The sequence below is a fragment of the Sphingomonas panni genome (genome assembly GCF_022664435.1).
In the GTDB taxonomy this organism is placed as follows: domain Bacteria; phylum Pseudomonadota; class Alphaproteobacteria; order Sphingomonadales; family Sphingomonadaceae; genus Sphingomonas; species Sphingomonas panni.
The window spans coordinates 119,587-131,967 of sequence record NZ_JAKREU010000006.1; the positions used below are offsets into that span (position 1 = coordinate 119,587).

A 12,381-nucleotide genomic window follows, 5' to 3' on the forward strand; every position below is an offset into this window, starting at 1 on the left:
GCGCCAGCGTCGCGAAACCGGCCGAAACGTCGGCGGTTATGAATTCCCGCCTGCACGGGAAGGACGAAAATGCACGACCGTCGCCGAATGTCGATCGGTCCTGTGATTCGTCGACCCGCCGGCCGTGGTCGTCATACCGGAGCAGGTCCGGGGCGGCTGCGCGCGTTCGAACTATCGCCACCCCGTCGTCCGCGATAGGGTGGCGGCGATGTCGTCCACCCCGCCTCCGTCCCAGCGCAGCCGCGTTTCGCGCTGGGGCTGGATCGCGCTCGGCTGGCTGTGCGTGGCATTGGGATTCATCGGCGCGTTGCTCCCGATCATGCCGACGACGATCTTCCTGATCCTCGCCGCCGGCTGCTTCGCGCGGGGATCGCCCCGGCTGGAGCGGTGGCTGCTCGACCATCCCCGTTTCGGGCCGACGCTGCGGGCGTGGCGTCGCGACGGGGCGATCGGGCGGCGGGCAAAGGTGATGGCGTGCAGCGGGATCGCCGGCGGCTATGCCCTGTTCCTCCTCGGCGCGCGGCCGGGCGTCGCCCTCGCGCTGGCGGTGGGCGCGTTGATGGCGGGCTGTGCCGCCTATGTCGTGACCCGGCCCGCCCCGACCGGCTGACCCGGATCGAACGTCAGCACCGGCGCGGTCAGCGCGGTCAGGCAGAGCTCCAGTTCGGCATTGCGGAACGGCTTGGTCAGGCGCGGGATATCGGCATCGATCCCGCTTTCGTCGGCATAGCCCGACACGATCAGCACCGGCAGCGCCGGATGGCTGTGCTTCAGACGGCGGGCAAGATCCGCCCCGCTCATGCCCGGCATCAGGTGATCGGTAATCAGCACGTCGGGGACCAGCCCGTTATCGATCAGGCGCAGCGCTTCCTCGGCGGACGCGGCCTCGACCACGTTGTAGCTCAGATCGGCGAGCATATGCGCGGTGCTCATCCGTACCAGATCCTCGTCGTCGATCAGCAGTGCAGTGCCGAGCCGGGTCGGAAAGGGCGATTGTTCCGCCGGTCGTTCCTCGCCGGACGGGGTGACCATGCTGACCGGCAGCCAGAGCGAGATGGTGGTGCCCCGCCCCGGCGCGCTGTCGATGGTCAGTCCACCGCCCAGCTGCGCGGTCAAACCATGGACCATCGACAGGCCGAGACCGGTGCCTTTCCCGACGCCCTTGGTCGAGAAGAACGGCTCGATCGCACGCTGCAGCGTATCTTCGTCCATGCCGCAACCGGTGTCGCCGACGCTCAGGCATATATAATGGCCTTGCGCCAGCCCGGCGACCTCGCCCGCCTGTACGCTGCGTCGACAAGCGCCGATGGTCAGCGTGCCACCATCCGCCATCGCATCGCGCGCATTCACCGCCAGGTTCAACAGCGCCATTTCCAGCTGGTTGAGATCGGCATGGGCGGGCGGCAGCTCGTCCAGCTCGACCGCGACCGTGATGGTCGGGCCGATCGTCGATTCGATCAGCCCGGTCATGCTGTCGATCACCTTCGCGACATCGACCCCGGTCGGTTGCAGCGGCTGGCGACGGGCAAAGGCCAGCAGGCGGTGTACCAGCATCTTCGCCCGTTCGGCCGATTGCAGCGCACCCTCGATCAATCGACGTTCGCGGTCGGTGCCGACGCCCTTGCGCACCAGCATGTCGAGCGACCCGATGATCGGCGTCAGCAGATTGTTGAAATCATGCGCGACCCCGCCGGTCAGGCTGCCCATCGCCTCCATCTTCTGGCTCTGGCGCAGCGCTTCGCGCGCGACCTCCAGATCGGCCTCGCGCGCCTTGGCCTCGGTCAGGTCGCGGCCGACCGCCACGAAATTCAGCCCGTCCGCCTCGGGAGCCACGGTCCATTCGATATGCTTCCATCCGCCGGTGCGGGTCGCGATGCGGTTCTCGAACCGGGTCGGGCGGCGGGTCTGCGCCATCTGCGCGATCGCCGCCGAGGTATGCGGCTCGTCGTCGGGATGCATGAAGCCGACATGCCGCGAGAGAGCAGTTCGGCCTCACTCCACCCCAGCACCCGCGACCAGGCCGGGCTGGCCGCCGAGATCATGCCGTCATAGCCGGCGCGGGCCAGCATGTCCTGCGACAGGTTCCACAGCCGGTCGCGCTCGGCCGAACGGACCGCGACCTGTTCCTCCAGCGTTTCGTTCAACTGGCGCAGTTCTTCCTCGGCACGGGCGCGCTCGACTGCGCTCTTCACCCGTTCGCCGACCTCCTGCACCAGGCTTTCCTCGGCCGAGGTCCATGCGCGGGGCGTCGCCGACTGTACGGCCAGCACGCCGACACGTTCGGTCTTGTCGAACAGCAGTACGTCGATGAACGCGCCGACCCGCCGCTCCGCCAGGCCTTCGCGCGCGCTGATGCTCAGCTGCGCGTTGCCGGGCACGTCGGGCATGACGATCGGCACGCCGGAGCGATAGGCATCGAGCAGGCCGGTACCGAACGGGGCCAGCGAATGCGCGCCGGTCAGCGACTGCACGCCGTCGCAATAGTCGTAGTCGACGGTCATCAGCAATTCGCTGCTGATTTCGGCGTAGAAGGCGCGGTTCGCGTTCAGCCACCGGCCCAGCCGATCGGCGGCGACCTGCATGATCTCGCTGCGCGTGCCCAGCGGCCGCAACGCATCGGCGAGCGACAGCAGGAACTGGGTCCGTCGCGCGTTGGTCACCCGGTCGGTCGTCTCCGCCAGGATGCAGATGACGCCCGCCGGCTCGCCCGCTTCGTCGAGGACCGGCGAATAGTCGAGGTCCATCCACACCTGTTCCGGCCGGCCATATCGGTCGAGCGTAAGCTCCTGATCCTGATAGCGCAGCGTGCCGCCGGCCAGCCCGACCCGCATCACATGGTCGTTGAACTCGGCCACTTCGGGCCAGCCCTCGCGGACCTTCGACCCCAGCAATTGCGGATGCCGTCCGCCGGCAAAGGCCGAATAGGCGTCGTTGTACAGCATGACGCCGTCGACACCCCACAGCATCACCATCGGCACCGGCGACCGCAGCAACAATGCGGTGGCGGTCTTCAGGCTTTGCGGCCAGCCGGCGATCGGGCCAAGCGGCGTGCCGCCCCAGTCGAGATCGGCAATCAGCGCCGCGCAATCGCCCCCGCCGGCGAGGAAGGCATAGTCCCTCGGATCCCGTTGACATTCGACAAGGCGTAGGTCCGACATGGATGGCGATATATCCTGCAACGACGCGGTTCGGGATCGACCGGACCCTGCCGGCTTTCCATGGATGCGCGGTGGCATGATAACGCAAACGACCTTTCGAATAAACTATGCCAAACGGACAACGCGGGAAGCGCAGGTTCGGGCCCCTGTCGTTCTGCGAAGCGGTGTCTTTCGATGGGACGCCGGGCGGTTCGCGTCGTATCGCTACGGCAACGAAAATCCTGTCGTCGGCGTTTGCACCTCGAACTTATCCCGGGTTGAAAGCTTGTTATGGATCAAGTTTTACGGGTAATCGAAGCCTGATCTGTATGAATCGGAATATGCGTGTCGTCTGACGTCCCTCGTCCCATTGTCGAATATTTCGAGCAGTCGCGGGTCGCGCTCGCGCTCGCCGCTGCGGAGGGCGACAATCATCTGGTGCTGGTCAACACGCCCTTCAGCCGCCTGACCGGGTTCGAGCCGGAGGATGTGGTCGGGCGCAATTGCCGGCTGTTGCAACGCGACGCGGCCAATATCGAACCGCGCGCGCGCCTGCGCGAATTTCTTGCCCGGCCGACGCAGCCCAATGTGCGGACGCCGATCGTCAATTTTCGCAAGGACGGGACGCCGTTCGTCAACCTGCTCTATATGTCGCGGCTGCGTTCGAACGAGGGGGAGACGCGCTACATCTTCGCTTCGCAGTTCGACGTCAGCCGCTCGTAGCCCGAATTGCTGGCGGAATATGACGAACAGCTCGCCGCCACGCTCGGTCGGCTGGCACCGATCGCCGGGGATGCCGGCATCGTCGTCGAGGGTACGCTGCTGACCATCGCCAACAGTGCCGCGATCGTGGCACAGGCAAAGATGATGCTGGCCGGTCTCGAGTCCACCCCCGATGCATGACGCCGCCCGGCAGGGCGATACTCTCCCCGCAGTCTCGGCGCGGGTGCCGGTCGTCGGCATCGGCGCATCGGCCGGCGGGCTGGAGGCATTGCGCGAGATGCTGGCCCCCGCCCGGCGTCCCACGGGCCTTGCCTTCGTCATCGTCCAGCATCTCGATCCGAACCATGAGAGCATGTTGGCGCAGCTGCTCGACCGCAACACGTCGCTCGCGGTGCTGCAAAGCTCGGGCGGGGAGCGGATCGAGGCCGATACCGTCTATATCATCCCGCCGGGGCGCGGCCTCGCCATCCATGACGGCGTGCTGGAACTGACGGATTTCCAGCAGCCGCGCGGGCTTCGCCGGCCGATCGACGATTTCTTCCTGTCGCTGGCGGGCGACCAGCAGGCGAACGCCGCCTGCGTCATCCTGTCGGGCACCGGTGCCGACGGCACCACCGGCCTGCGCGCGATCAAGGAAAATGGCGGCGTCTGCGTCGTGCAGCAGCCCGAAAGCGCCCGCTATGACGGGATGCCGCTGTCGGCGGTGGGCACCGGCATGATCGATTTCGTCAAGCCGCCGGGCGAAATCCTGCAATGTCTGCAGGCCTTCTTCGAGCGGCGCGGCTCCGAACCGCTCGAACCCGAAGCCAATGTCGTCGCCGACCATGTCGACGAAATGTGCCGCGTGCTGCGCACCGCCATCGGTCACGACTTTTCGGGATATAAGCGCTCGACGCTGGTGCGCCGCGTCGAACGGCGGATGCATGTGCTGGGCATCGATACCGGCCGCGCCTATCTCGCGCGTATTCGCAGCGATGCGGCGGAGTGCGAGGCGCTGTTCCGCGACCTGCTCATCAACGTCACGCGCTTCTTCCGCGACGCCGACGCGTTCGAGACGCTCAGGACGCAGGTGGTCGAACCGCTGATGGCGGACCGGCAGGCGGACGAGGATATCCGCGTCTGGGTGCCCGGCTGTTCCAGCGGCGAGGAAGCCTATACCATCGCGATGCTGTTCGCGGAGGCGGCGCGCAAGTCGGGATCGCCGCTGGCGGTGCAGATTTTCGCGACCGATATCGACGAACAGATGCTGTCGATCGCGCGCGAGGGCAGCTATCCCGCCGCCGCGATGGCCGATGTGCCGGTGGAACTGCGCGAACGCTATACCGTGCCCCATGCGGAACGGTTCACCATCGCCGCACCGATCCGCGACATGATCCGCTTTTCCAGCCACAGCCTGGTCAAGGATCCGCCCTTTTCGCGGATCGACCTGGTGTCGTGCCGCAACCTGCTGATCTATTTCGACGACCGGCTGCAACAGGCGGTCCTGCCGCTGTTGCATTATGCACTGCGTCCCGGCGGCTATCTCTTCCTCGGCCCGTCGGAAAGCGTCGGGCGGTTCGAGCACCTGTTTCAGCCGGTCGACCAGCAGGCCCGGTTGTTCGAACGCGGCCCGGGCGCGCCCAGCTACCCGATCGATCTGCCCGGCAGCCAGCGTCAGCCGATCCCGCGGCGCGAACGCGACACGCGCGGCGATACCGCGTCGCTTGGCAGCGAGGCGCTGGCGACGCGGCGTGTCGTCGAACGCTATGCGCCGCCCAGTCTGATCGTCGATCAGGACGGCGGGATCATCTCCGCCTATGGCAAGCTCAGCCGCTATTTCGAATTTCCGGTGACCCGTACCGGCGGCAGCAGCGCGGTGAACCTCGCCCGGCCGGGCCTGCGCAATGTCATCGGCCCGCTGCTGCGACAGGCGCGCGACGAACGCCGCCGGGTGATCGCCCGGGACGTCGCGGTCGAAACCGATTACGGGACGCAGCCGGTCGAGGTGATCTGCGATCCGCTGGGCGACGGCACCTTGCTGTTCGTCTTCCGCGATACCGGGCCGTTCGTCCCGTCCGATCAGGGCGAGTTGCAGGACCTGGAGCCGAGCGACGATCATCTGGAGGCGCTGGAGGACGAACTGCGCCTGACCCGCCACCGGCTGCGCTCGGCGATCGAGGAGCTGGAAACGGCGAACGAGGAGTTGAAGAGCTCCAACGAAGAAATGATGTCGATGAACGAGGAGCTTCAATCGACCAACGAGGAATTGTCGACCGTCAATGACGAATTGAAGAGCAAGGTCGACCAGCTGACCGTCGCCAATTCCGACCTGCGCAATTTCTATGAATCGACCGAACTGGCGGTCGTCGTGCTCGACGCCGACCTGAAGGTGCGCAGCTACACCGATGCCGCCACGCGCATCTTTCCGTTGAAGCCGACCGATCGTGGTCGTCCGCTGACCGATGTCGCCAACCGGTTGCAGGATGCCGCGCATCTCGACGACGCACGGACCGTCGCCGCCGGTGGCGCGCCGGTCCAGCGCCGGGTGCATACCAGCGACGGCGAGCATATCTTTTCGATGCGGGTGCTGCCCTATCGTACGCAGACCGGGCGGATCGACGGCGCGACGCTGGTCCTGACCGAGATCACCGACGCGCTCGCGCTCGAGCGGCAACTGGCGGCGGAGCGCGAGCGGCTGGACCTGGCGATCAAGGCGGCGGGGATCGGCGTCTGGGAATATAGCCCGGAAACCGGCGAACTGGTCCTCGACCCCGCCGAACGCCAGCTGTTCGACGTGGACGCGGACGCGGACGCTGAGCCGGGGATCGACAACCTGCTTGCACGCATCGACCCCGAGGACCTGCCCAAGGTCGAGGCATCGCTGCGCCGGGCGATCGAACGCAGCGGCGATTACGAGGCCACGTTCCGCGTATGCCGCAGCGACGGGCAGACGCGCTGGGTCAAGGGGTTCGGCAGGGTCGTCGGCAACAGCAAGCCGCAGCGGCTGGTCGGCGTGTCGATCGATGTGACGCCCGAATATGCGCTGGCCGAAACGCGTGAGCTGATGCTGCGCGAAATGAACCACCGCGTGAAGAACCTGTTCGCGGTGATCGCGGGCATGATTACCATGGCGGCGCGCTCGCACGACGACCTGCGCACCTTTGCCGACGATATCCGCCGCCGGATCGCGGCGCTGGGCGCGGCGCATTCGCTCGCGTCGCCCGCCGGACAGCCCCATGCGGTGGGGCTGGACGATATCGTCGCCACCACGCTGGCGCCGTATCGCGACCATGCGCGGATCGAAATCGACGGCCCGGTCGTTGCACTCGACAGAAGTTGTCTGTCGCCGTTGGCACTCATTCTCCACGAATGGGCAACCAACTCGATCAAATATGGTGCATTGGGCAGCGACGGGGAACGGGGCCTGCATGTGCAGTGGCAGGTTGGGGAAGATGGGATCATATTGACATGGGCCGAGGATGCGAAGGACACGGGCGACCACCAGCCGGGGAAGCGCGGTTTCGGGTCTGTCCTGGTCGAAACCAGCGTCCGGCAGCTGCGCGGCGCGATGACCGCGGGCGTGGCCGACGGCCTGTTCCGGCTGGAGGTTCGGTTGCCCGCTGGCGTGATGCTGCGTGACTGATCCGGTCCTGCTCGTGGAGGACGAGCTGTTCATCGCACTGGACGTGCAGGCGACGATCGAGGCGGCGGGCTTCGCGGTCGAGGGACCGTGCATGACCCTCGTCGAGGCGCAGGAGGCGGTCGAACGCCGCAATGCGGCGTTCGCGGCGGCCGTGCTGGACGTACGGCTGGCGGACGGGACGGTATTCCCGGCGGCCGACCGGCTCCATGCCGCCGGTGTGCCGCTGATCTTCCATTCGGGGCATGCCGACGATGCCGACCTGCGCCAGCGTTACCCGCGCGCGATGGTCTGCCCGAAGCCGAGCGCGCCCGAAACGCTGTCGGAGGCGATCCGCCGGTGTGCTTCGTTGAACGGCGACAAGCAGCAGGCGGCGGGATAGGGCGCTGGCCGGTTCCCCGCACCGGCAATCTCCGCGATATTCGTCCGAAGGTATGGCGTCGTGGCAACGCATTCGGGGTGTCGACCGGCGTTCGCGTGAAGCTGTGTCTTTGCCCTGTCACGTCCGACCGGTAGCCGCCCCCTGCGGAGGACGCGGTGAATTGGCTACGCGACAATGATCGATGGTTGATCGAAAATGTCCTGCCGTCGGCGGCGCGATATCGTGCGCTGGCCGGGCGGCTGCTGGGTCCGGGTGAGGCCGATGACCTGGTTCAGGAAGCCTATGCGAAGCTATTGACGGTCAGCGGCTGGCGATCGATCGCCAATCCGGTTGCCTTCACGCTTCAGGTCGTGCGCAACCTCGCGCTCGACCGGTTGCGCCGCGCGAATGTCGTCCGCATCGATCAATTCGCCGCCGCCGACCTGACCGGGATCCGCGATGACGGCCCCGATCCGCATATGATCGCGGCGGAACGGAGCGAGCAGGACCGGTTGCTCGCCCTGATCGCCGGGCTTCCGCGCCAGTGCCGCAAGGTCACGCAGATGCGGCTGCTGGAGGGATATTCGACGCGGGAGATAGCGGAGATGCTCGGCCTGTCCGTCTCTACGGTGGAAAAACATCTGACCAAGGGGCTGGTGCTGCTGACAAGGGCGGCGGCGGACTTGGCGGAACCGGCGGCGGAGGATAGGCCGGCACAATGGCGCGTGAGGAGCAACCGGACCTGATCGAAGCGGCAGCCGCATGGCTGGTCGCACTCGATTCTGGGTCCGGGGATCGCGCGGCGTTCGAACGCTGGCGCGACGCCGATCCGCGCCACGCGGCCGCCTTTGCGCAGGTCGCGGCCACCTGGTCCCGGTTGGGGAGCGCGCGCGGCGCGATGCCGGTGCAGGCGACCGCGACCGGCATGACGCGGCGACGCTGGATGCAGGCGGCGTCGGCGGTCCTTGCGCTGGGCATGGTCGGGGTAGGCTCGCGTGCCGTCGCCCGTTCGTCGGCGGAGACGGCGATCGGCGAGCGCCGCACCATCCGCTGCGACGACGGGCTGCGGCTCGACCTGAATACCGACACGGCGGTCGCGTGGAGATCGGCATTCGGTTCGCGGCAGCTCTGGCTCGACCAGGGGGAAATGGCGCTGGAATTTGCCACCGGGCCGGCGGTGGCGCTGAGTGCCGGCGACCATCGGGTCCAATGCCAGCCCGGCAGCTATAATGCCCGGTTACTGTCGGACGGCGCGCTCGACATGCTGGTGCTGCGCGGTCAGGCGACGGCATCGGGGGCCAGTGCGACGGCGGGGCAGCGGCTGGTGGTGGATCACGGCGGAGCACGGGCGCTGGCCGCCGGCATCGCCGACCGCGACCGGGCCGAGGCATGGCTGCGCGGCGAACTGGCCTTTACCGATCAGCCGCTGGCAACGGCCGTGGCCGACTATAACCGTTATCTGACGACCCCGCTGCAGATCGCCGATCCGGGCATCGGCGACATTCGCTTGGGCGGACGCTTCACGTCGCGCGACGCGACCGATTTCCTCGCGGCGCTGGCGGCGTCGTTCGACCTGCGCTCCTATCGGCAGGACGGACGCATCCTGATCGCGCGCGCAAAAAAGCGCGCAGCGGAGTAGCGGGTTTCGCAGCGCGCTTCGTCTCCCGGACAGTAACGACGTTCCGGGGGGTGAATATGCGAATGGGTTTGGTCGCGGCGCTGGCCGCATCGATCGTCATGCCGGTCGCGGCGGGCGCACAGGAACGCCGGCAGATCGATTTCGACGTGCCGGCACAGGACGCCGCCGCTGCCCTGAACGACTGGAGCCGGGCGACCGGCATCCAAATCCTGTTTCCGCAGGACGCGTTGAAGGGGCGGCGCGTTTCGGGCCTGCGCGGCCGGTTCGCGCCACGGGTCGCGCTCGACCGGCTGATCGCGACGCTGCCGCTGCGCGTGGTAACCGATACGCCGCGCATGGTGGCGCTGCGGGCCGTCGCGCCGGTTGCAAACCACGATATCGTCGTGACCGGCAAGGTGACCGAACCGAGCCGGGCGATCGCCAAGCGGGCGCAGCAGGCGACGGTCGACGCCGTACCCTATGACGATGTCGAGACGCTGGCCCCTGACGGCGGTATCGCGGAACAGCTGCGGTTTCTGCCCGGCGTCACTACCGAGGACGAGGGGGATTCGCCGCGCTTCGTCATCATTCGCGGCGCCGCGCCCGACCTTAACCAGACGACGATCGACGGCATCAGCATCGCAACGATCGGCAATGACGGCGAGGGATCGCGGCAGGTCAATCTGCAGATCATTCCCGCCGAACTGTCGCAGCGCACCGACGTGTACAAGACGTTCACCGCCGAACAGGATGGTGGTGCGATCGGCGGAGTGATCGACATCATTTCGCGCAGCCCGCTCGACCAGAAGCATCGTTATGCGCTGCTCGACAGCTATGGCATCTATTCGGCGTTCGGCGGCCCGGATGGCCGCAACGCGCTCGAAAAGAGCTGGCGGCATTTCGGTGGCGGGTTCAAGGGCGTGTTCGCCGACCGCTTCGGCGCGGATGGCCGGTTCGGCATCGCGCTCTCCGCCCGCTATCAGAGCCGCGTGCGCAACTCCGCCAAATGGTGGCAGGTCGTGAAGACCTTCTTCGACGCGAAGGGAAAGGAAGTCGCCGGACCCGACGCACCCGGCTGGGACGGTCGCGTCGTCCCAGGCGATCACAGTTTCGGCAGCTATACCAACCGGTTGCAGACCGCCGGCAGCAGCGCGAAGCTGGAATGGGATATCGGCGACGGCATCCGCGCCTCGCTGCTCGGCTTCGGGTTCCGCATGTGGGAATCGTCGTCGATGAACAAGAACGACATCTACACCGCCCGGTCGATCGTCGGCACCACGCCGAGCGGCGGACGGTCGGTCGTCAACAGCCTCTACACCCGGTTCCGGTTCGACAATTGGGACAAGAAGACGTTCGGCGGCATCGGCAATCTCGGCTGGACCGGCGAGGATGCGTCGTTGCGCCTTCGCGTCGGCCATACCAAGGCGACCTTCACCAACGAACAGCCATCGATCGTCGCGCGCGCGCTGCCCCGCAACCTGTTCCTCGACTGGGAGGAGGGCGATGACGAGGGCCGGCAGATCCCGCGCGCGACCGCGCTCAGCAACACGGCGCTGGTGTTCGGTTCCAGCTATGCACTGAACGGCGCGACGCAGAGCGAGCATCGCGCGAACGAGACGCTGACGAACGCGCGGCTCGACTATGCATGGAACGCGGAACCCGACGACAGGGGCATGGGTGTCGTCACCGGCCTGGAATGGCGGCGGCTCGACCTCGACCGCGACCTCGACCAGACGGTCTATCGCGGTGGGGCGTCGATGACGCCCTACCTATTCGATCCCGACTATCGCCCGTTCGGGTCACCGGTGTCGTTCCCGTGGATCGATTATCCGGCGGTGCGCGACGGCCTGTTGCCACGGACCGCGATCGATCGCACGACCAGCAGCTATAACAGCCGGATCAGCGACTATCGCTATGTCGAGCGGCTGTGGACGCCCTATCTGTCGGTCCATTATTCGACCGGACCGAGCCGCTTCATCGCCGGCCTGCGCTACGATCACGTCGCGTTCGCGGCGGATCAGCCGGTGGCGGTGAACCGCGTGATCCAGCCGCAGTTGCGACGCAATCACGGTGGCTATTCGTTTCTGCTGCCCTCGTTCCAGGCGACCCACGACTTTGGCGACGGGTTGCGGCTGCGCGCGTCGTACAGTCGTACGCTGGGCCGGCCGATCCCGGGCGACATCGCGCGGGCGGAATCGGTCACCTGCGGCGTCGACGACGATGGCGGCACCGATTGCACGATCAGCCGGGGCAACCCCAATTTGCGCCCGCGCCAGTCGGACAATTTCGATGTCGGGCTGGAACGCTATTTCGGTCGCAATGGCGTGATCGCGGTGGCGGCCTTTGCCAAGCGGATCCGCGACGACATCTTCTTCCTGCGATCGATCGATATCGTCGATGGAGCGGCGACGTCGGTCCGCCAGCCGCTGAACGCCGAAAGCTCGCGGCTCTACGGTGCCGAGTTCCAGGTGTCGCAGCGCGACCTGAAGCTGCTCGGCGTCCGGTTCGATCCGTTCGCCAACGCGACCGTGGTGCGCGGGCAGATGCGCTATGCGACCGATAGCGGCACGCGCACGATCGATCGCCTGCTCTACCAGCCGGGGTTCAGCGCCAGCACGGGGGCCAAGGTCCAGCTGCCGCAGATCAATGGCGCGTTCAGCCTGTCGGCTGCCTATCGCAACACGGCGCTGCGCACCATCGGCGCAGGGCCGAAGGACGACAGTGTCCGTACCCCGTTGACCGTGGTCAACGCCGCGCTGTGGCACAATGTGGCGACGGGCGTGCTGTTTAAATATGAACTGGCCAATGCGTTCAATTCGCGGCCGACCATGGCCATGGGGCAGGACCCGGTGTCGGTCAGCCAGGTCGACGTCTATGGCCGCACCGCCTTCTTCCACATCGTGATCCGCTGAGCGGCAGGGCG

General features: G+C 66.9%; 10 protein-coding genes. 8 read left to right on the top strand and 2 right to left on the bottom strand.

From position 1 onward, the window contains the following. The first annotated feature begins 208 nt into the window (after positions 1-208). Positions 209-610, top strand: a complete 402-nt coding sequence (locus tag MF609_RS12865) for a YbaN family protein (RefSeq protein WP_242416695.1) — start codon at positions 209-211, stop codon at positions 608-610. Here MF609_RS12865 and MF609_RS20070 read toward each other — a convergent pair. Next, complete coding sequence (locus MF609_RS20070) at positions 577-1,914, bottom strand: ATP-binding protein (protein ID WP_422920952.1); 1,338 nt, start codon at positions 1,912-1,914, stop codon at positions 577-579. The genes MF609_RS12865 and MF609_RS20070 overlap by 34 nt on opposite strands. Next, positions 1,809-3,158: a PAS domain-containing protein gene (locus MF609_RS20075; RefSeq protein ID WP_419723080.1), complete on the bottom strand. Its 1,350-nt coding sequence runs from the start codon at positions 3,156-3,158 to the stop codon at positions 1,809-1,811. Before MF609_RS20075 ends, MF609_RS20070 begins: the two co-directional genes overlap by 106 nt. 324 nt (positions 3,159-3,482) lie before the next feature. Between MF609_RS20075 and MF609_RS12875 the strand changes: the two genes are divergently transcribed. From MF609_RS12875 to MF609_RS12905, 7 genes are all read left to right on the top strand, one after another. Next, entirely contained in the window at positions 3,483-3,860 is a 378-nt protein-coding gene (locus tag MF609_RS12875; RefSeq protein ID WP_242416696.1) for a PAS domain-containing protein, read from the top strand. Between the two features lie 6 nt (positions 3,861-3,866). Next, entirely contained in the window at positions 3,867-4,040 is a 174-nt protein-coding gene (locus tag MF609_RS12880; protein WP_242416697.1) for a hypothetical protein, read from the top strand. Continuing rightward, the gene (locus MF609_RS12885) at positions 4,033-7,482 is read left to right on the top strand and encodes a CheR family methyltransferase (protein WP_242416698.1); all 3,450 of its coding nucleotides are present in this window, start codon (positions 4,033-4,035) and stop codon (positions 7,480-7,482) included. The genes MF609_RS12880 and MF609_RS12885 overlap by 8 nt, the downstream gene beginning before the upstream one ends. Further along, positions 7,475-7,861 carry a response regulator gene (locus tag MF609_RS12890; RefSeq protein ID WP_242416699.1) on the top strand — a complete coding sequence of 129 codons (387 nt, stop codon included), beginning with the start codon at positions 7,475-7,477 and terminating at the stop codon, positions 7,859-7,861. The genes MF609_RS12885 and MF609_RS12890 overlap by 8 nt, the downstream gene beginning before the upstream one ends. Positions 7,862-8,046: 185 nt before the next feature. Beyond that, positions 8,047-8,586, top strand: coding sequence for an RNA polymerase sigma factor (locus MF609_RS12895; protein WP_242416700.1), 540 nt, complete (start codon positions 8,047-8,049; stop codon positions 8,584-8,586). Then, complete coding sequence (locus MF609_RS12900; protein WP_242416701.1) at positions 8,559-9,479, top strand: FecR family protein; 921 nt, start codon at positions 8,559-8,561, stop codon at positions 9,477-9,479. Before MF609_RS12895 ends, MF609_RS12900 begins: the two co-directional genes overlap by 28 nt. Before the next feature lie 56 nt (positions 9,480-9,535). Continuing rightward, positions 9,536-12,370 carry a TonB-dependent receptor gene (locus MF609_RS12905; protein ID WP_242416702.1) on the top strand — a complete coding sequence of 945 codons (2,835 nt, stop codon included), beginning with the start codon at positions 9,536-9,538 and terminating at the stop codon, positions 12,368-12,370. Positions 12,371-12,381: the final 11 nt, after the last annotated feature.